The organism is Enterobacter sp. EC_64, assembly GCF_019584165.1.
GTDB lineage: Bacteria > Pseudomonadota > Gammaproteobacteria > Enterobacterales > Enterobacteriaceae > Enterobacter > Enterobacter roggenkampii.
In genome coordinates, this window is sequence record NZ_VDAS01000006.1 from 1 (window position 1) to 19,421 (window position 19,421).

General features: G+C 57.4%; 18 protein-coding genes. 17 read left to right on the forward strand and 1 reads right to left on the reverse strand.

All coding sequences use genetic code 11. From position 1 onward, the window contains the following. The first annotated feature begins 258 nt into the window (after positions 1-258). The 6 genes from flhD to cheW all read left to right on the forward strand — a co-directional run bounded on the left by flhD (position 259) and on the right by cheW (position 5,691). The gene (flhD, locus tag FHC52_RS06200; protein WP_008500415.1) at positions 259-609 is read left to right on the forward strand and encodes a flagellar transcriptional regulator FlhD; all 351 of its coding nucleotides are present in this window, start codon (positions 259-261) and stop codon (positions 607-609) included. Positions 610-611: 2 nt separating this feature from the next. After that, positions 612-1,190, forward strand: coding sequence for a flagellar transcriptional regulator FlhC (flhC, locus tag FHC52_RS06205; protein WP_008500416.1), 579 nt, complete (start codon positions 612-614; stop codon positions 1,188-1,190). 123 nt (positions 1,191-1,313) lie between these two features. Continuing rightward, positions 1,314-2,201, forward strand: coding sequence for a flagellar motor stator protein MotA (gene motA, locus FHC52_RS06210; RefSeq protein WP_008500417.1), 888 nt, complete (start codon positions 1,314-1,316; stop codon positions 2,199-2,201). After that, positions 2,198-3,127, forward strand: a complete 930-nt coding sequence (motB, locus tag FHC52_RS06215; RefSeq protein WP_008500418.1) for a flagellar motor protein MotB — start codon at positions 2,198-2,200, stop codon at positions 3,125-3,127. The genes motA and motB overlap by 4 nt, the downstream gene beginning before the upstream one ends. Positions 3,128-3,131: 4 nt before the next feature. Continuing rightward, complete coding sequence (gene cheA, locus FHC52_RS06220) at positions 3,132-5,168, forward strand: chemotaxis protein CheA (RefSeq protein ID WP_008500419.1); 2,037 nt, start codon at positions 3,132-3,134, stop codon at positions 5,166-5,168. A gap of 19 nt (positions 5,169-5,187) precedes the next feature. After that, a complete protein-coding gene (gene cheW, locus FHC52_RS06225) occupies positions 5,188-5,691 on the forward strand; it encodes a chemotaxis protein CheW (RefSeq protein WP_008500420.1) in 504 nt (167 codons plus the stop codon). A gap of 284 nt (positions 5,692-5,975) precedes the next feature. On the opposite strand, the gene FHC52_RS06230 is transcribed toward cheW, so the two are convergent. Continuing rightward, positions 5,976-7,241 carry a dicarboxylate/amino acid:cation symporter gene (locus tag FHC52_RS06230; protein ID WP_008500421.1) on the reverse strand — a complete coding sequence of 422 codons (1,266 nt, stop codon included), beginning with the start codon at positions 7,239-7,241 and terminating at the stop codon, positions 5,976-5,978. Between the two features lie 430 nt (positions 7,242-7,671). Here FHC52_RS06230 and FHC52_RS06235 point away from each other — a divergent pair, with 430 nt between their 5' ends. The 11 genes from FHC52_RS06235 (at position 7,672) to cheZ (ending at position 19,291) form a co-directional block, all read left to right on the forward strand. Beyond that, positions 7,672-8,244, forward strand: coding sequence for a spore coat protein U domain-containing protein (locus FHC52_RS06235; protein WP_008500422.1), 573 nt, complete (start codon positions 7,672-7,674; stop codon positions 8,242-8,244). A gap of 12 nt (positions 8,245-8,256) precedes the next feature. After that, positions 8,257-8,805: a spore coat U domain-containing protein gene (locus tag FHC52_RS06240; RefSeq protein ID WP_032635222.1), complete on the forward strand. Its 549-nt coding sequence runs from the start codon at positions 8,257-8,259 to the stop codon at positions 8,803-8,805. A gap of 16 nt (positions 8,806-8,821) precedes the next feature. Continuing rightward, a complete protein-coding gene (locus FHC52_RS06245) occupies positions 8,822-9,580 on the forward strand; it encodes a molecular chaperone (RefSeq protein ID WP_220419974.1) in 759 nt (252 codons plus the stop codon). Beyond that, complete coding sequence (locus tag FHC52_RS06250; RefSeq protein ID WP_220419975.1) at positions 9,556-11,940, forward strand: fimbria/pilus outer membrane usher protein; 2,385 nt, start codon at positions 9,556-9,558, stop codon at positions 11,938-11,940. The genes FHC52_RS06245 and FHC52_RS06250 overlap by 25 nt, the downstream gene beginning before the upstream one ends. Continuing rightward, positions 11,937-12,899 carry a spore coat U domain-containing protein gene (locus FHC52_RS06255; protein ID WP_220419976.1) on the forward strand — a complete coding sequence of 321 codons (963 nt, stop codon included), beginning with the start codon at positions 11,937-11,939 and terminating at the stop codon, positions 12,897-12,899. The genes FHC52_RS06250 and FHC52_RS06255 overlap by 4 nt, the downstream gene beginning before the upstream one ends. An 84-nt stretch (positions 12,900-12,983) precedes the next feature. Beyond that, positions 12,984-14,651, forward strand: coding sequence for a methyl-accepting chemotaxis protein II (gene tar, locus FHC52_RS06260; protein WP_220419977.1), 1,668 nt, complete (start codon positions 12,984-12,986; stop codon positions 14,649-14,651). A gap of 44 nt (positions 14,652-14,695) precedes the next feature. Then, positions 14,696-16,297, forward strand: a complete 1,602-nt coding sequence (gene tap / locus FHC52_RS06265) for a methyl-accepting chemotaxis protein IV (RefSeq protein WP_220419978.1) — start codon at positions 14,696-14,698, stop codon at positions 16,295-16,297. 19 nt (positions 16,298-16,316) lie between these two features. Then, the gene (cheR, locus tag FHC52_RS06270; protein WP_008500429.1) at positions 16,317-17,183 is read left to right on the forward strand and encodes a protein-glutamate O-methyltransferase CheR; all 867 of its coding nucleotides are present in this window, start codon (positions 16,317-16,319) and stop codon (positions 17,181-17,183) included. Next, positions 17,180-18,229 (forward strand): chemotaxis response regulator protein-glutamate methylesterase, encoded by a 1,050-nt coding sequence (locus tag FHC52_RS06275; RefSeq protein ID WP_008500430.1) that lies wholly within the window; start codon positions 17,180-17,182, stop codon positions 18,227-18,229. Before cheR ends, FHC52_RS06275 begins: the two co-directional genes overlap by 4 nt. A 17-nt stretch (positions 18,230-18,246) precedes the next feature. Beyond that, entirely contained in the window at positions 18,247-18,636 is a 390-nt protein-coding gene (cheY, locus tag FHC52_RS06280; protein ID WP_008500431.1) for a chemotaxis response regulator CheY, read from the forward strand. Positions 18,637-18,646: 10 nt separating this feature from the next. Beyond that, a complete protein-coding gene (gene cheZ, locus FHC52_RS06285; RefSeq protein ID WP_008500432.1) occupies positions 18,647-19,291 on the forward strand; it encodes a protein phosphatase CheZ in 645 nt (214 codons plus the stop codon). The last annotated feature ends 130 nt before the right edge of the window (positions 19,292-19,421 follow it).

Sequence of the window (19,421 nt, forward strand, 5' to 3'; positions counted from 1 at the left end):
AATGAAAATCACCCGCATAGTGCGCTGGGATATCACTCTCCGAGAGAATACCGGCGGCAGCGGGCATCGTTAACTTAAGATACAAAAGCTGTCCGGAAATGGCGGGTCAAGATCACTCTTACGCGTTTCGATGAATACAAACCTAAATTCAACTATGCATTTAGCCTTTTCTTTTTTATACCGGGTGATTTCCCGGCGACATCACGGGGTGCGGTCTTTCCGCATAAAAATAATAGTTGGTTATTCGGGATGGGAACAATGCATACATCCGAGTTGCTAAAACATATCTATGACATCAATTTGTCGTATTTACTGCTCGCGCAGCGTTTGATTAGTCAGGACAAGGCGTCCGCGATGTTTCGTCTGGGTATTAACGAAGAGATGGCAACCATGCTGGGTGGTTTAACCCTCCCGCAGATGGTTAAACTGGCTGAAACGAATCAACTGGTTTGCCAGTTCCGTTTCGATGACTCTCAGACTATAACGCGTCTGACGCAGGAGTCCCGTGTAGACGATCTTCAACAGATCCATACCGGTATTCTTCTCTCTACTCGCTTGCTTAACGAAATCAGCCAGCCTGATGACGTAGCCCGTAAGAAAAGGGCCTAGCAATGAGCGAGAAAAGCATTGTTCAGGAAGCGCGTGACATACAGTTGGCCATGGAGCTGATTACGCTGGGTGCTCGTTTACAAATGCTGGAAAGCGAGACGCAGTTGAGCCGTGGTCGTCTCATCAAACTGTACAAAGAGTTACGTGGTAGTCCCCCGCCGAAAGGCATGCTGCCGTTTTCTACCGACTGGTTTATGACGTGGGAGCAGAATATTCACGCTTCCATGTTCTGTAACGCCTGGCAGTATCTTCTCAAAACCGGTTTGTGTAGCGGCGTTGACGCCGTGATCAAAGCCTACAAACTTTACCTTGAACAATGCCCACAGCAGGAAGAAGGTCCTCTGCTGGCGCTGACCCGCGCATGGACGCTGGTGCGTTTTGTTGAGAGCGGAATGCTTGAGCTGTCGCGCTGCAACTGCTGCAACGGCAATTTCATTACCCATGCTCACCAACCTGCAGGCAGCTTCGCCTGTAGTTTATGTCAGCCTCCTTCCCGTGCAGTAAAAAGACGTAAACTTTCCCGGGATGCTGCCGATATTATTCCACAACTGCTGGATGAACAGATCGAACAAGCTGTTTAACCCGAACGTGTGGGAAAGATTCCAGCAGCGGTAAGCGATTACCGCTGCTTTTTTTTACCCCGCGAACGGTCAACGCTGCGAGCTGGACGTCCTTGCCATAGTCACTAGCGGAAGGATGATGTCGTGCTTATCTTATTAGGTTACCTGGTAGTTCTCGGTACAGTTTTCGGCGGTTACATGATGACCGGCGGGCACCTTGGAGCACTCTATCAACCGGCTGAACTTATTATCATCGGCGGCGCAGGGGTAGGGGCTTTTATCGTTGGCAACAACGGTAAATCGATCAAGGGCACGCTGAAAGCAATTCCATTGCTGTTCCGTCGCTCAAAATACACCAAAAGCATGTATATGGATCTGCTGGCACTGCTCTATCGCCTGATGGCGAAGTCGCGTCAGCAGGGCATGTTCTCGCTTGAGCGGGATATTGAAAACCCGAAAGAGAGCGAAATTTTTGCCAGCTATCCGCGCATTCTTGCTGATGCCATGATGCTGGATTTCATCGTCGACTATCTGCGACTGATCATCAGCGGCAACATGAATACCTTCGAAATCGAAGCGCTGATGGATGAAGAGATTGAAACCCATGAAAGCGAATCGGAAGTGCCGGCCAACAGCCTGGCGCTGGTCGGCGACTCGCTTCCGGCATTTGGTATCGTTGCTGCGGTCATGGGGGTGGTGCACGCCCTGGCCTCGGCAGACCGTCCGGCAGCTGAGCTCGGCGCGCTGATTGCCCATGCGATGGTGGGTACCTTCCTCGGTATTTTGCTGGCGTATGGCTTTATCTCTCCGCTGGCCAGCGTGCTGCGCCAGAAGAGCGCGGAAACCACCAAAATGATGCAGTGCGTGAAGATCACGCTGCTCTCTAACCTCAACGGTTATGCGCCACCGATCGCGGTTGAGTTTGGCCGTAAAACGCTTTACTCCAGCGAGCGTCCGTCGTTTATCGAGCTTGAAGAACACGTGCGTGCGGTGAAAAACCCAAACCAACAGACGACAACTGAGGACGCATGAAAAACCAGTCCCATCCGATCGTCATCGTAAAAAAACGCAAGCACAAGGGCGGTGGGCATGGTGCGCACGGCTCGTGGAAAATCGCGTACGCCGATTTTATGACCGCAATGATGGCGTTCTTTCTGGTGATGTGGCTGATCTCCATCTCCAGCCCAAAAGAACTGATCCAGATTGCCGAATATTTCCGCACGCCGCTGGCAACGGCGGTGGCCGGCGGGCCGCGTATCTCTAACAGCGAAAGCCCGATCCCGGGCGGCGGCGATGATTACACCCAGCAGAAGGGTGAGGTGAAAAAAGAGCCGAACATCGACGAGCTGAAACGAAAGATGGAACAGGCGCGCCTGAAAAAACTGCGTGGCGATCTCGATCAGCTGATTGAAGCGGATCCGAAGCTGCGCGCGCTGCGACCGCATCTGAAGATTGACCTGGTGCAGGAAGGGCTGCGTATCCAGATTATCGACAGCCAGAACCGCCCGATGTTTAAAACCGGGAGTGCGGAAGTCGAACCGTACATGCGCGATATTCTGCGTGCCATTGCACCGGTGCTGAACGGCATTCCTAACCGAATCAGCCTGTCAGGCCACACGGATGATTTCCCGTACGCCAGTGGGGAGAAGGGATACAGCAACTGGGAACTTTCTGCCGACCGTGCCAACGCCTCGCGCCGCGAGCTGGTGGCAGGTGGGCTTGATGATGGCAAGGTACTGCGCGTAGTCGGCATGGCCGCAACCATGCGCGTTTCCGACCGCGGGCCGGATGATGCCATCAACCGTCGTATCAGTCTTTTAGTGCTGAACCAGCAGGCGGAGCAGGCCATCCTGCATGAAAACGCCGAAAGTCAGAATGAGTCACTGGACGATTTAAAACAGCCTGGGGCCGTTCCTTCGGCTGCCGTTCCAACATCGCCACCAGCCAATCCGAGGTGATAGCGTGAGCATGGATATTAGCGATTTTTACCAGACATTCTTTGATGAAGCCGACGAATTGTTGGCCGATATGGAGCAACACTTGCTCGATTTGGTGCCCGAAGCACCGGATTCCGAGCAGCTCAATGCCATCTTCCGTGCGGCGCATTCCATTAAAGGCGGAGCCGGAACGTTTGGATTTACCATCCTGCAGGAAACGACCCATTTAATGGAAAACCTGCTTGATGAAGCACGACGCGGTGAGATGCAGCTCAATACCGACATTATCAACCTGTTTTTGGAAACCAAAGATATTATGCAGGAACAGCTCGACGCCTATAAAAGTTCGGCAGAGCCTGATGCCGCCAGCTTTGAATACATCTGCAATGCGCTGCGCCAGCTCGCGCTGGAAGCCAAAGGTGAGGTTGCCGCAGCCGTGGTTCCTGCCGCAAAACTGAGCGTTGTGGATACGGTTGCCGCGCAGGCGTCTGCCCCTGCCGACGCACCGGCGGGCAAACTGCGCGTGGTGCTGTCTCGCCTGAAAGAGAATGAAGTTAACCTGCTGGAAGAAGAGCTGGGTAACCTGGCGAAATTAAGCAACGTGGTTAAAGGCAAAGACAGCCTGGCCGCGACGCTTGATGACGGTATTGGCCAGGACGATATCGTGGCGGTGCTGTGCTTTGTGATTGAAGCCGATCAAATCGCCTTCGAAACCGAAACGGTCGCGGTTGATGCCCCTGCGGCTGTGGAAGAGGCGGCTGTTGTCGCTCAGGCTGCCGCACCGGCTGTGGCGCCTGCGGCTCCGGCGCTGAAGGCGGTGCCAAAAGAGGCTGCTGCACCGGGCCGTGGTGAAAAACCTGCCGCGCGCTCCAGCGAGTCGACCAGCATCCGTGTCGCCGTTGAGAAGGTTGATCAGCTGATTAACCTGGTGGGCGAACTGGTGATCACCCAGTCGATGCTGGCGCAACGTTCAAACGAACTCGACCCGGTCACCCACGGGGATTTGATTACCAGCATGGGCCAGCTGCAGCGTAACGCCCGCGATCTGCAGGAATCGGTGATGTCCATCCGTATGATGCCGATGGAATATGTCTTCAGCCGCTTCCCGCGTCTGGTTCGCGATCTCGCCAGCAAGCTGAACAAGCAGATTGAACTGACCCTGATGGGCAGCTCAACCGAACTGGATAAAAGCCTGATCGAGCGCATCATTGACCCGTTAACGCACCTGGTGCGTAACAGCCTCGACCACGGTATTGAACTGCCGGAAAACCGCATTGCCGCCGGGAAATCCCCGGTCGGGAATCTGATCCTGTCTGCGGAACATCAGGGCGGAAACATCTGCATTGAAGTGACCGATGACGGCGCAGGTCTGAACCGCGAGCGCATCCTGGCAAAAGCGATTTCGCAGGGAATGGCGGTCAATGAAAACATGACCGACGAAGAAGTGGGCATGCTGATCTTCGCACCGGGCTTCTCTACCGCAGAGCAGGTGACCGACGTCTCCGGGCGCGGCGTGGGCATGGACGTGGTGAAACGTAACATCCAGGAGATGGGCGGCCACGTTGAGATCCAGTCCAAACAGGGTTCCGGCACGACCATTCGCATCCTGCTGCCGCTGACGCTGGCGATCCTCGACGGCATGTCCGTCAAAGTGGCGGACGAAGTCTTTATCCTCCCGCTGAACGCCGTGATGGAATCCCTCCAGCCGCGTGAGGAAGATCTGCATCCGCTGGCGGGCGGGGAGCGCGTGCTCGAGGTTCGCGGTGAGTACCTGCCGCTGGTGGAACTGTGGAAAGTGTTCGAAGTGGACGGGGCGAAGACCGAGGCCACGCAGGGTATCGTGGTGATCCTGCAAAGCGCGGGCCGCCGCTACGCATTGCTGGTCGATCAGCTGATCGGTCAGCACCAGGTGGTGGTGAAGAACCTCGAAAGCAACTACCGCAAAGTGCCGGGTATTTCTGCCGCCACCATTCTGGGTGATGGTAGCGTGGCGCTGATCGTCGACGTGTCGGCGCTTCAGGGATTAAATCGTGAACAACGTGTGGCGTACACAGCCGCCTGATTAAGTAGAAGGTAATAACATGACCGGTATGAGTAATGTAACGAAACTGGCGGGCGAGCCATCAGGACAGGAATTTCTGGTATTCACTTTAGGCGATGAAGAGTACGGCATCGATATCCTGAAAGTGCAGGAAATCCGTGGTTACGACCAGGTTACCCGCATCGCTAACACGCCTGCGTTTATTAAAGGTGTCACTAACCTGCGTGGCGTCATTGTGCCCATCGTGGATCTGCGCGTGAAGTTCAGCCAGGGCGACGTTGACTACAACGACAACACCGTGGTGATCGTCCTGAATCTGGGGCAGCGCGTGGTGGGGATCGTGGTGGATGGCGTGTCTGACGTGCTTTCCCTGACCTCTGATCAGATTCGTCCTGCGCCAGAGTTTGCGGTCACGCTGTCGACCGAATACCTGACCGGTCTGGGCGCGCTCGGCGAGCGTATGCTGATTCTGGTGAACATTGAGAAGCTGCTAAACAGCGATGAGATGGCGCTGCTGGATATCGCCGCGAGTCACGTAGCCTAAAACAAAGCCGGGTGGCGCTGACGCTTACCCGGCCTACGCGTTCGGGCCATTTGTAGGCCGGGTAAGGCGAAGCCGCCCCCCGGCTTTTTTACATCCTGCTCCACCAGCTTAGCTTCCGTGGCCACCCATACGTTAATGCTCGGGGCTGTCTTTGCAGCTGGATATCGCGGCGAGTCACGTGGCATAAAAACAAAGCCGGGTGGCGCTGACGCTTACCCGGCCTACGCGTTCGGGCCATTTGTAGGCCGGGTAAGGCGAAGCCGCCACCCGGCTTTTTCATGCCATTACGCTTCCTGCTTTACCAGTTCAGCTTCAGCTTCCGCGTCCCGAGCGCCTTCATTCTGCGACAGCATGGCGGTCGCAATGCCATTACCCAGAACGTTAATTGCGGAACGGCCCATATCCAGGAAGTGGTCGATCCCCATCAACAGCAGAATACCGGCGACCGGAATGTTAAAGCTTGGGATCGTCGCGGCCAGCACCACCAGCGAGGAGCGCGGTACGCCCGCAATCCCTTTTGAGGCCAGCATCAGGGTCAGCATCAGCACCGTCACCTCAGAGAAGCTCAGATGAATGTTGTACGCCTGCGCAATAAACATCGAGGCGAAAGAGCAGTACACCATCGACCCCACCAGATTGAAGGAGTAGCCAATCGGCAGTACGAAAGAGGCGATGTTGCGCGAGCAGCCAAAACGCTCCAGCTGCTCCAGCGTTTTAGGGTAGGCCGCTTCAGAACTGCTGGTGGTAAACGCCACCAGAACCGGATCTTTCAGCATGCTGACCAGGCGGAACACCTCTTTTTTCAGCACCATGTAACCCACGGCCAGCAGCACCATGCAGGTGAGAAGAATGGCAACATAGTAGCCGCCAATAAAGGAGGCATAGTTCAACAGAATGCCCAGGCCCTGCGTGGCGATGACGGAGGAGATTGCCGCGAAAATGGCCAGCGGCGCAACGTACATTACGTAGCCTGTGACCTTCAGCATAATATGAGAAACCACGTCCAGCGCGGCCACCAGCGGGGCGTTGAACTTCTGCCCCAGCGACGCGCCGCCAATGCCGAAGAACATTGAGAACACCACAATCTGCAGGATCTCATTGTTCGACATCGCCCCCGCGATGCTGGTCGGAATGGTGTGAGACAGGAACGCTTTCAGCGTCATGCCCCCAACGGCCAGACCGGTATCCACCGCCTCGGTCGGGACGGTCAGGTTCAGTCCGCTGCCCGGATGCTCCAGCGTGACGATAAACAGGCCGACCAGAATTGAGAGCACGGATGAGCTGATAAACCATACCATCGCTTTGCCGCCCACGCGGCCAATGGTGGAGGTTTCGCCCAGCTTCATAATGCCGACGGTGAGCGTACTGAAGACCAGCGGCGCAATGACCATTTTGATCAGTCGCAGGAAAATATCGGTCAGAAGGGTAATATTATCCGACCAGGCTTTGATGGCATCCGCAGATGCATATTCATGAATTGCTGCCCCTGAAAGAATACCCGCCAGCATGAATATCACGATGAAGAGTGTGAGTTTGTTTGCACTTGCCACGAAAAAAGACCCTCTATGCGCTTCAGATGTAGCCCGCACCGATACATATAAATTTTTTATTACGACGCGGGAAATTATTCGGCACATAAATTGACGCAAAGCGTAGGGGGATACAACTCCTTTTTAAGTTTTATTAATTTTGTTGTTATTGCCCTGACGATATATTGTGATCTGCATCACACTTTAATGGATATATTCTCTCCTGATAGCATGAAAATGCTGAAAAAAATAATTTAACTCTCTGTTATTTAAGGCAATAAGAAGTCAATAAGACAAAGTGCTTATGCGTTAAGGGGCAGGTGGTCGAAGCGATATCCGTAAACTAAATTCTCAATAACCCCCCTCAGAGGAACATTAAGCGGGGCTAACATCTTGAACGACAAAAATAAAACGTGGCAAGGGAACGGAGACGTCTTCTGGAGGGTGGTAAATGAAAAGAAAACTCCTTTTGATCTGCGCAGGCACCTTACTGACTGCGACAACGGTCCATCAGGCGCTGGCCGTCACCAGTAGCGGCACCATCGGCGCGACGCTGACGCTCACGAACGGTTGTCTGATAAACGGATCGCCCACGCAAAACGGCATTAACTTCGGGACACTGGATTTCGGCACCCATCCCGCAACGTTTTCCACTCTGACCACGCAGCTCACCGGCGCCAGCGGCGGAAACACCTTCACTATTCAATGTACGACCGCCAGCTATACGGTGGCGATCACCGGCAACACCAACTCCACCGCACCCGGCACCGTTGTCGGCACCCCGGGAACCCCTGCGCGCTATCTGGTTAACACCGCCAACGCGGCACAGGGCGTGGCATACAGCCTGTACAGCGACAGCGGGTTTAACAGCGTGATTGCCAATAACACCGCGTTGCCGATCGCCTCTACGGCCGGAGGGGTGGACAGTTACACCCTCTACGGACGTATTACCGGCGGCGGTAACAGCGTGACGGTCGTCCCGGGCACCTACACCGACACGATTAACGTCAGCGTCACCTATTAGTCCTGCACCGCCATGAAGGCAACTCTTACTGGTCTGCGCATATGCGCAGAGGGACACGTGCAGCCTTTTTTCGCGCTGATCGTCGGATTGCTGATGGCGCCCGCGGCGGAGGCGGTGACGTCACAGTCCTTTAAGGTCAGCGCGACGATTGTTCCGGGATGCGCGGTGGCCACCGGCAGCGGAGGGGTTCTCGGGACGCTGGATTTTGGCACCCATAACGGCGTCGAGAGCGCACCGGTAAGCACCAGCTTTGTGCCAAACGGGGCGTTGTCTATCGCCTGCACGCCGGGCGTGGCGCTGAGCATGAGCATTAATGGCGGACAGAATTATTCAACCGTTCGCCGCATGAAGCGCTCGAACGGCGCCGACGTGGTGGGATACCGGCTTTACAGCAGCAGTTCGCTGGCCGCGAACAGCGAAATTGGCGTCAACCAGGCGATACCGGTGACCTATAGCAACAGCAATAACATCGCGCTGCCGCTTTTTGGCGTGGCGCTACTGACCGGATTTAGTCCGGCAGGAACGTATTCCGATCAGCTCACCGTGACCTTGTCATGGTAATAAAGGGAGAGTGTTGATGAAGCCAGTTTTCAGACCTGTTTGTCTGGCGGGCGCGTTGGGAATGGCTGTGGCAATCGGTCAGGCGCAGGCGGCAGCCACCATTCTGCTCTGGCCGATCGACCCGTGGCTTGCGGCAGACGCCAACGCCACGGAGCTGTGGATCCAGAACCAGGGAAACAGCGCCACCACGATGCAGGTGCGTATTGTGCGCTGGAAGCAGGAGGACGGACACGAGCGCTACGCCGCGCAGCAGGATGTGGTCGCCAGCCCGCCCATCGTCACGATTGGCACGGGCAGCAAGCAGCTTATTCGTCTTATTAAGCAGGCCCCCGTTCCCGCAGGCGTCGAACAGGCCTACCGCATTATCGTGGATGAAATTCCTCAGCCTGATGCCAAAGCAGAACCCGCCATCGGCCTCAAGTTGCAGATGCGTTACTCCATTCCGCTGTTTGTGTATGGCCAGGGGATCCCGACCATAAAAGAGGGGGCGCATCACGCGCTGGTGGAGACCCGGAACCTGAGCTGGCGGGTGACGCGAGCGGATGGGCAGCCGGTACTGGAGGTTCGGAATCGGGGGGATGTCCATGTCAGGCTGAGCCAGGTGGCGCTGGAGCAGGGAGGGCAGAAACGCACGGTCGCGGAGGGATTGCTGGGTTACGTACTTCCCGGCAGCACCCGCAGCTGGCCGATACCCGCAGGCGTTCGTCAGCCAGAGCGGATGAGCGCGCAGATTAATGCCAGGGACGCACAATGGCAGTCGACGCCCGTCAACTGAAGCCGGCGATGATGATACTGCTTTGCGTCAGTTCCGCGACCTGGGCTGAGTCCGGCGATGACAGCCTTCCGCCGCCGCCCCAGGCACAGGCGATACATGATGAAGCGGTCTTCCAGCTTGCCCTCGTGCTCAACCACTACGATACCGGTCTGGTCGTGCCCGTGACGCAGCGCAAAGGCGCTTTCTTTATCTCCAGCGCTGACCTGCTGCGCGCGGGACTGCCCCCGGAACATGTTCCTGCCGGAGAAGTGAATCTCTCATCGCTTTCTCAGGTTCGGGTGGAGTACGACAGCGCCGGGCAACGTCTGCTGCTGACCGTTCCCCGGGACTGGGTTGCATCCCGCGTGACGCCGTTCGGCGCGCAAACGGCGCAGGCCAAACCGCACTTCGGGCGCGGAGCGCTGCTCAATTACGATCTCTACACCAACCACACGGAGCATATCGGCGGACAGGCGTCCCTCTGGCATGAATTCCGCTATTTCAATGAGAACGGCTCGTTTTCCTCCACCGGCTATGCCCGGGAAAATTTCACCGGTAACGACGGTCAGCAGGAAGGGTATGTCCGCTATGACACGACCCTGCTGTTCACGAATGAGGATGACGCAATGAGCTGGAGCGTCGGGGACGTGATCAGCGATGCCCTGAGCTGGAGCTCCAGCGTGCGGATGGGAGGGATCAGCGTCGGGCGAGATTTCTCCCTGCGCCCTGACCTGGTGACGTGGCCGCTGCCCGAATTCGCGGGGGAAGCGGCGGTACCCACCTCGGTGGATCTCTTTATCAACGGCTATCGGTCCGGCTCAACCCAGCTTCAGCCGGGCCCCTTCACCCTGACCAATCTGCCCTATATCAACGGCGCCGGGGATGCGGTACTGGTCACGACGGATGCATTAGGGCGCCAGGTCAGCACCACGCTGCCGTTTTACGTCTCCAGCGACCTGCTTAAAAAAGGGCTGAGCGACGGCGCCGTGACGCTGGGCAGCCTGCGGCGTAATTACGGTATCAAGAATTTTGACTACGGCCCGGCGGCAGGCAGCGGTTCGTATCGCTACGGGGTGACGGACTGGCTGACCCTGGAAGGGCATGCGGAAGGGGCGCAGGAGCTGGCGCTGGGCGGGGCTGGGACGGTGATTAAACTCGGCCAGTTTGGCGTGGTGAATACCTCTTACTCGCAAAGCCGCATGCGCGGGGAGGCGGGCGGGCAAATCAACTGGGGTTACCAGTACAGCACCAGCGAGTTCAGCGTGGCCACCCAGCACACGCGTCGGGACCGCGGCTTTGGCAATCTGGCCCTGTACGACCAGCCTACGGTGTATGACGAGAACGATAAACCCATCGCCAGCTTCAGCCGCAATACGGACCAGTATTCTCTGACCTTCAACCTGGGACAGTACGGCAACATCGGCGCAGCCTGGATTGGCGTGGAGAGTTTTGACAGTCAAAAAACCGAGCTGCTTAATCTCTCATGGAGCCGTAATTTGTGGGGCGCGAGCAGTATTTACCTTGCCGGGAGCCGGGACCAGCAGCGGGGAGACTGGACGGTCGCGCTGTCGCTACAGGTGGCGCTGGGGGCACGCGACAGCGCCGCGTTCACCGTCGAAAACACCCCGGATGCGGGCAATACCCAGCGCATTAACTACAACCATTCCATGCCGTCTGACGGCGGCTTTAGCTGGAACATGGCCTGGGCCAACCAGTCAAAATCCAGTGACTATCAGCAGGGCACGCTGGGCTGGCGTAATAACAATATTGAACTGCAGGGCGGCGGCTACGGCGAAAGGGACATGATGACCTGGTGGGGCGAGGCGATGGGCGCGATTGTTCTGATGGACGGCGAGCTGTTCGCGGCGAATAAGATCAACGATGCGTTTGTGGTCATCAGTACCGACGGTCATCCGGACGTGCCCGTCAGCTATGAGAACCAGCCCGTTGGCAAAACGAATAACAACGGTTACCTGCTGGTCAGCGGGGTGTCGGCGTATTACCCGGCAAGCTACCGGATTGATACCCTGAACCTGCCAGCGGACACCCGGCTGAAAGAGACCGAGCGGCGAATTGCGATTCGGCGTCACAGCGGCTATCTGGTCGATTTCCCGATGGAGCAGGAGAGAGTGGCAAGCGTCATCCTCCACGATGCGCGCGGCCAAGCGCTGCCGGTGGGAAGCCAGGTCCGGCGTGCCTCGCGCAGCAATGCGGTGGTGGGGTATGACGGTATTGCCTGGCTGGAAAACCTTAGCGATGTGAATCCGCTGGAGGTGATCGCGCCTGACGGAAAACGCTGCAAGGTCACCCTGACCGTGGGAGCCAACCCGGAGCACAAGCTGCAAACCTACGGTCCGCTGGTGTGTCGGGAGGCGCCATGAAGCGTCTGCTGCTGTTGATGCTGTTGCTGTTCTCCGGCGGCGGCTGGGCGGCGTGTACCGTCAGTACGGTTAATGCGTCGTTTGGCAGCGTCACCTCGTTCGCGCTCAGCGGAACCGGGGAGGTGGAAACCACCGGCAGGCTTGTTGTGGCGTGTGATACCGTGCTCAACGTTCTGACCAACGATTCGGTGACCCTGAGCTACACCGCGGCGTCAGTCTCGGGCAACAGTCGCGCGACCATGAAACGTACGGATAATGCCGCCATTACGGACGTAATCCCCACCCGGCTGTGCGGATTATCGGCTTGTGCGAGCAGCAGCGAGGTGCAGATAAGTAAAACGTATACCTGGAGCGGGAATACCTTGCTGGGGCTGCTGGGGACAAGGCAGTATAACATTCCGCTCTATTTTCGCACCGTCGCCGGACAAAACGTCACTGCCGGTCCCTACCAGGTGCAGTTGACCTTCAGTATCAGCTACAGCGTCTGTGCCTTCGGTGTTGGAAGCCTTTGTACGAATGCCAAGACGGGAACCTCAACAACCACCATCCTGTTGGATATGACCGTCACCAACGACTGTAGCGCCATGACCACGCCGGACGTCAACTTCAACAGCGCGCCGCTGGTACAAAGTTTCCCCACCGTCTCACAGGCGATTGCCGTCACCTGTACCAAAGGCAGTACCTATACCATCGGCATTAACAACGGTGCTAACGCGCTGAATAACGTGCGCCGGATGGTAAGCGGCAGTAACTACCTCAGTTATGACATCTATAAAGAAGCCACGGGTAACCGCTGGGGCGGCAGCGGCAGCGAACGCTGGACCAGCGCGACGTCGTCGCAGGTCAGTACCGACGGTCTCCTGCGTACCTACAACTACACCGCGAAAGTGCTGACTAATCAGGCCACGCCACCCGCCGGAACCTACACCGATACGCTGATTGTCGACGTGGCTTTCTAACCCCGCGCTTTTCCCTTTCTCAAATGTAAAGTTCCTGTTGGCTGTGCCGATAACACCGTTAATAAATCTATGAGAAGGTGTTGTATGTTGAACCGTATCCGCGTTGTCACAATGCTTATGATGGTGCTGGTCATTTTCGCACTACTTCAGCTTATCTCCGGCGGGCTTTTTTTCTCGTCATTAAAACAGAACCAGGACAGCTTTGCGGCCTCGAACGATCTCCGCCTGCAGCAGAGTGAACTCACCTCAACGTGGGATCTGATGCTGCAAACGCGTATCAACCTGAGCCGCTCGTCCGCGCGCATGATGATGGATCCCAACAATCAGCAGAGCAGCGCGAAAACCGATCTGCTGAAAAATGCCCGGGCGACACTTGCGGATGCCGCAAAGCATTACGAGGCCTTTAAGAAAATCACCCCGCAGCCTGCGATGGAGCAGGTGAGCCAGAATATCGACGAAAAATACAACGCCTACCATGCCGGTCTGGCAGAGCTGATTCAGTTCCTGGAGAGCGGCAACATGGACGCCTATTTCGCGCAGCCGACGCAGGGGATGCAAAACGCCCTCGGCGCGGCGCTGGGGGAATATGCAAAGGTCAGTGGCGATCTGTATCACTCCGCGTTTGCTGAAAGCCAGAATGACTACCGCTTTGCGAAATGGCAGATGGCGGTGCTGGCGCTGGCGCTGGTCATTGTGCTGATCGCGGTCTGGTACGGCATTCGCCATATCCTGCTGAACCCTCTCGGTCGCGTCATCGCCCATATTCGTGACATTGCCGGCGGTGACCTGACCAAAACGCTGACCGTGTCCGGGCGCAATGAGATCACCGAGCTGGCAAACAGCGTTGACCATATGCAGCGTTCGCTTATCGATACCGTCGCCAACGTGCGTAGCGGCACGGATGCCATCTATACCGGCACCAGCGAAATTGCGATGGGCAATAACGACCTCTCATCGCGCACTGAACAGCAGGCGTCCGCCCTGGAAGAGACGGCGGCCAGCATGGAGCAGCTCACCGCGACCGTGAAGCAGAACGCCGATAACGCCCGCCAGGCGTCTCAGCTGGCGGAAAGCGCCTCCGAGACGGCGCAGCGCGGCGGCCGCGTGGTGGATGGCGTGGTGAAAACCATGCACGACATCGCCGAGAGCTCGAAGAAAATCGCCGACATCATCAGCGTCATCGACGGCATTGCCTTCCAGACCAACATTCTGGCGCTGAACGCCGCCGTGGAAGCGGCGCGCGCGGGCGAACAGGGACGCGGGTTTGCCGTGGTGGCCGGCGAAGTGCGCAACCTGGCCAGCCGCAGCGCCAACGCGGCAAAAGAGATCAAATCGCTGATTGAAGATTCCGTCTCCCGCGTCGATACCGGCTCCGTGCTGGTGGAAAGCGCCGGGGAGACCATGAATGACATCGTGAATGCCGTCACCCGCGTGACGGACATCATGGGTGAAATCGCCTCTGCGTCTGATGAGCAGAGTCGTGGTATCGACCAGGTTGCCCTGGCGGTATCGGAAATGGATCGCGTGACACAGCAAAACGCCGCCCTGGTGCAGGACTCCGCTGCGGCGGCCGCTGCGCTGGAAGACCAGGCGAGCCGTCTGAAGATGGCCGTCTCGGCGTTTCGTCTCGCTTCACTCGCTGGAAACACGGTCACCCCGCAGGCGACGTACCGCGCGCCAGCCGCTGAAACGGCTGCCAACCGTACGCGTACCGCGACGACCGGACAAGATGAAAACTGGGAAACATTTTGACTGACAATTAAACCGCGGCTGCTTGCCGCTTGATGGGAGCGTGGATGTTAAATCGTATTCGTATCTCGACCACACTGTTTTTGATTCTGATCCTTTGCGGTGTGTTGCAGGTTGGCAGTAACGGGTTGTCTTTTTGGGCGTTTCGCGATGGCTATCAGAATTTGCAGGACGTTGAGGCGAGTAATCAGCAGCGCTCCGCACTGGCACAAACCCGTGCCGTGCTGTTGCAGGCAAGCACTGCGCTGAACAAGGCGGGAACCTTAACCGCGCTAAGTTATCCGCCGGATGACATTAAGGCGCTGATGGCCACCGCGCGCGACAGCCTGAAACAGGCTGACGCACAGTTTAAGGCCTTTGCGGCACAGGCCACCGGCAGCGAGAAAGAGAAAGCGCTGAAGGCCGCCATGAAGACCCATTTTGAACAGTGGTACAGCGATCTCGACCATCAGGCGACGTGGCTTGAGAACAACCAGCTGTCGGACTTTATGACCGCGCCGGTTCAGGCCTCGCAGGCGGCGTTTGACGGCAGCTTTGACGCATGGCAGCAGGATATCAATCAGTCTGTTCTGCGCGCCGGTGAAGCAAGCCGCACCAGCTATCACATGTCGGGCGTCATCTTCGGCGTGATGGTGATTCTGGCGGGCTTGCTGACCGGCGCCGCGCTGCTCTGGTCACGCAAAATGATTGTGCAGCCGCTGGCGATTATCAGCAGCCACTTCGACAGCATTGCGAAAGGCGACCTGGCGCGTCCGGTGGCGGTGTTCGGCAAGAACGAAATTTCGGCGATCTTTGCCAGCCTGAAGGCGATGCAGGGATCGCTGCGGGAAACGGTATCCGACGTGCGTCAGGGCAGTTATGCCATGCACACCGGGATCTCAGAGATTGCGGCAGGTAACAACGATCTCTCATCCCGCACCGAGCAGCAGGCGGCCTCGCTGGCGCAGACGGCAGCCAGCATGGAGCAGCTGACCGCGACGGTTTGCCAGAACGCCGATAACGCGCGTCAGGCATCTGACCTGTCAAAACAGGCGGCGATGACGGCGAAGAAGGGCGGCGACCAGGCGTCCCATGTCGCCAGCACCATGCAGGAGATCGCCACCAGTTCACAGAAAATTGGTGACATCATCAGCGTGATTGACGGTATCGCGTTCCAGACCAACATTCTGGCGCTGAATGCTGCCGTTGAAGCGGCGCGTGCCGGGGAGCAGGGGCGCGGATTTGCGGTGGTGGCGGGTGAGGTGCGTAACCTGGCGAGCCGCAGCGCCAACGCGGCGAAAGAAATTAAGGTGCTTATTGAAGAATCGGTGTCACGGGTTCAGCAAGGCTCTGCCCTGGTGGATACGGCGGCACAAACCATGCACGAAATCGTCACCTCGGTGACGCGGGTGAACGACATCATGGGCGAGATTGCCTCGGCGTCGGATGAACAGCGTCGCGGGATTGAGCAGGTTGCTCAGGCGGTCACCCAGATGGATCAGGTGACGCAACAGAACGCCTCGTTAGTTGAGGAAGCGGCAGCGGCAACCGATCAGCTGGCCAGCCAGGCGGATCGTCTGACCGGGCTGGTCGCGGTATTTAATGTGAATGAGCACGTTGAAGCAGTAACAGAAGTCGGGCGGTCGCAGGCCGTGCCAGTTGTATCCTGAATGTAATTAAGAAGGCGCTATGACATCACCAATGCCCCCTGGGCAAACGTCATTATTGTTGCAGATGACACAGCGCCTCGCGCTGTCCGACGCGCATTTTCGTCGGATATGTCAGTTAATCTACCAGCGTGCGGGGATCGTGCTTGCGGATCATAAGCGGGACATGGTCTACAACCGTCTGGTGCGGCGCTTGCGTACGCTGGGGCTGGATGATTTTGGTCGCTATCTGAGCATGCTCGAGGCGAACCAGAACAGCGCCGAGTGGCAGGCTTTTATTAACTCGTTAACCACCAACCTGACGGCGTTTTTCCGGGAGGCTCATCACTTCCCGGTCCTGGCCGAGCATGCGCGCCGTCGCACCGGGGAGTATCGCGTCTGGAGTGCGGCCGCCTCGACGGGTGAAGAGCCGTACTCGCTGGCGATCACCCTTGCCGATACGCTGGGGATGGCGCCGGGACGCTGGAAGGTCTACGCCAGCGATATCGATACCGAAGTGCTGGAGAAGGCGCGTAACGGCGTTTATCGCCAGGATGAACTGAAAACGCTGTCGCCTCAGCAGCTGCAGCGTTATTTCATGCGCGGCACGGGCCCGCATGAAGGCCTGGTACGCGTACGCCAGGAGCTGGCGAACTGCGTCGAATTCGCGCCCGTTAACCTGCTGGATAAGCAGTACAACGTGCCGGGGCCGTTCGACGCCATTTTTTGCCGTAACGTCATGATCTATTTTGATAAAACGACGCAACAGGACATTTTGCGTCGGTTTGTTCCGTTGCTCAAGCCTGACGGTTTACTGTTTGCCGGGCACTCGGAAAACTTCAGCAACCTCGTGCGTGAGTTTAGCCTGCGTGGGCAAACGGTATATGCGCTGAGTAAGGAAAAAGCATGAGTAAAATCAGGGTATTGTCCGTCGATGATTCAGCGCTGATGCGTCAGATCATGACTGAAATTATCAATAGCCACAGCGACATGGAGATGGTGGCAACCGCCCCCGATCCGCTCGTAGCGCGGGATTTAATTAAAAAATATAACCCCGACGTGCTAACGCTGGATGTCGAGATGCCGCGCATGGATGGCATAGATTTCCTCGAAAAATTAATGCGGCTGCGGCCCATGCCGGTGGTGATGGTCTCCTCCCTGACCGGGAAAGGATCGGAAATCACCCTGCGCGCGCTGGAGCTGGGGGCGGTGGATTTTGTCACCAAGCCGCAGCTCGGCATTCGCGAGGGGATGCTGGCGTACAGCGAGATGATCGCCGAGAAGATCCGCACCGCGTCGCGGGCGAAGCTTGCCGCCCACACGCCGATGGCCGCGCCTGCGACCCTTAAGGCCGGTCCCTTACTCAGCTCGGAAAAACTGCTGGTCATTGGGGCGTCAACCGGAGGAACAGAGGCAATTCGTCATGTACTCCAGCCATTGCCGCTCTCAAGTCCGGGTATTCTGATCACGCAGCATATGCCGCCAGGCTTTACCCGTTCGTTCGCCGAACGCCTGAACAAGCTGTGCCAGATCAGCGTGAAAGAGGCGGAAGACGGCGAGCGCGTGCTCCCGGGACATGCCTATATCGCGCCGGGCGACAAGCATATGGAACTGGCGCGCAGCGGCGCTAACTATCAAATCAAAATTCATGACGGACCGCCGGTCAACCGGCACCGTCCGTCGGTGGATGTGCTGTTTCATTCGGTGGCGAAACATGCGGGGCGCAACGCCGTTGGGGTGATCCTGACGGGGATGGGCAACGACGGGGCCGCCGGAATGCTTGCAATGCACCAGGCTGGCGCCTGGACGATTGCGCAGAATGAAGCAAGTTGTGTGGTGTTCGGCATGCCGCGCGAGGCCATCAATATGGGTGGCGTGAGCGAAGTGGTCGATCTTAGCCAGGTAAGCCAGCAGATGCTGGCGAAAATCAGTGCCGGACAGGCAATACGTATTTGACTCAGGAGTATTATTTTATGGCGGATAAAGAGCTTAAGTTTTTGGTTGTGGATGACTTTTCCACCATGCGTCGCATTGTGCGCAACCTGCTGAAAGAGCTGGGCTTCAATAACGTTGAAGAAGCAGAAGACGGCGTGGATGCGCTGAACAAACTGCAGGCGGGCGGGTTTGGTTTTGTGATCTCCGACTGGAACATGCCAAACATGGACGGTCTGGAACTGCTGAAAACCATTCGTGCTGATGCGGGAATGGCGTCCATGCCGGTGCTGATGGTCACGGCAGAAGCGAAGAAAGAGAACATCATTGCCGCTGCACAGGCGGGCGCAAGCGGCTACGTGGTGAAGCCATTCACGGCGGCGACCCTGGAAGAGAAGCTCGGTAAGATCTTCGAGAAACTCGGCATGTGAGGTGTTGGTTATGATGCAACCTGCTATGAAACCCGTTGAAGAACACTCGCCGAGCGACATTATCGTCCGCATCGGCAGCCTGACGCGCATGTTGCGTGACAGCCTGCGTGAGCTGGGTCTGGATCAGGCAATTGCCGAAGCGGCGGAAGCGATTCCTGATGCGCGCGATCGCCTGGACTACGTCGTGCAGATGACCGCTCAGGCCGCGGAACGTGCGCTGAACAGCGTTGAAGCGTCACAACCGCACCAGGATGCGATGGAAAAGGGTGCGAAAGCGCTGACCAAACGCTGGGACGAGTGGTTTGAGAACCCTATCGAGCTGGCGGATGCCCGCGAGCTGGTGACCGATACCCGTCAGTTCCTGGGGGATGTGCCGGGTCACACCAGCTTCACCAATGCCCAGCTGCTGGACATCATGATGGCGCAGGATTTCCAGGACCTGACCGGTCAGGTGATCAAGCGCATGATGGATGTGATCCAGGAGATTGAGCGCCAGCTGCTGATGGTGCTGCTGGAGAACATCCCGGAACCGGCAGCCCGTCCAAAACGCGAGAACGAAAGCCTGCTCAATGGTCCACAGCTCGACGCCAGCAAGGCGGGCGTGGTGGCAAGCCAGGATCAGGTGGACGACCTGCTGGACAGCCTCGGCTTCTGATGGTCCATTCCGCCTCAGGGGATGGATGCCCCCTGAGGCGGTTTGCGACAAAATCACCGAAAAGAGCCCGAATAAACGGGCTTTTCCCGCCATTGGATTTCCGCTGCGCTGGCATGATACCCGTGACGTA

What these genes read in the sequence shown, in the direction of transcription:
- flhD (WP_008500415.1), top strand. Translation starts at nt 259, where the DNA reads ATGCATACATCCGAGTTGCTAAAACATATCTATGACATCAATTTGTCG.
- flhC (WP_008500416.1), top strand. Translation starts at nt 612, where the DNA reads ATGAGCGAGAAAAGCATTGTTCAGGAAGCGCGTGACATACAGTTGGCC.
- motB (WP_008500418.1), top strand. Translation starts at nt 2,198, where the DNA reads ATGAAAAACCAGTCCCATCCGATCGTCATCGTAAAAAAACGCAAGCAC.
- cheW (WP_008500420.1), top strand. Translation starts at nt 5,188, where the DNA reads ATGACCGGTATGAGTAATGTAACGAAACTGGCGGGCGAGCCATCAGGA.
- FHC52_RS06235 (WP_008500422.1), top strand. Translation starts at nt 7,672, where the DNA reads ATGAAAAGAAAACTCCTTTTGATCTGCGCAGGCACCTTACTGACTGCG.
- FHC52_RS06240 (WP_032635222.1), top strand. Translation starts at nt 8,257, where the DNA reads ATGAAGGCAACTCTTACTGGTCTGCGCATATGCGCAGAGGGACACGTG.
- FHC52_RS06245 (WP_220419974.1), top strand. Translation starts at nt 8,822, where the DNA reads ATGAAGCCAGTTTTCAGACCTGTTTGTCTGGCGGGCGCGTTGGGAATG.
- FHC52_RS06250 (WP_220419975.1), top strand. Translation starts at nt 9,556, where the DNA reads ATGGCAGTCGACGCCCGTCAACTGAAGCCGGCGATGATGATACTGCTT.
- FHC52_RS06255 (WP_220419976.1), top strand. Translation starts at nt 11,937, where the DNA reads ATGAAGCGTCTGCTGCTGTTGATGCTGTTGCTGTTCTCCGGCGGCGGC.
- tar (WP_220419977.1), top strand. Translation starts at nt 12,984, where the DNA reads ATGTTGAACCGTATCCGCGTTGTCACAATGCTTATGATGGTGCTGGTC.
- tap (WP_220419978.1), top strand. Translation starts at nt 14,696, where the DNA reads ATGTTAAATCGTATTCGTATCTCGACCACACTGTTTTTGATTCTGATC.
- cheR (WP_008500429.1), top strand. Translation starts at nt 16,317, where the DNA reads ATGACATCACCAATGCCCCCTGGGCAAACGTCATTATTGTTGCAGATG.
- FHC52_RS06275 (WP_008500430.1), top strand. Translation starts at nt 17,180, where the DNA reads ATGAGTAAAATCAGGGTATTGTCCGTCGATGATTCAGCGCTGATGCGT.
- cheY (WP_008500431.1), top strand. Translation starts at nt 18,247, where the DNA reads ATGGCGGATAAAGAGCTTAAGTTTTTGGTTGTGGATGACTTTTCCACC.
- cheZ (WP_008500432.1), top strand. Translation starts at nt 18,647, where the DNA reads ATGATGCAACCTGCTATGAAACCCGTTGAAGAACACTCGCCGAGCGAC.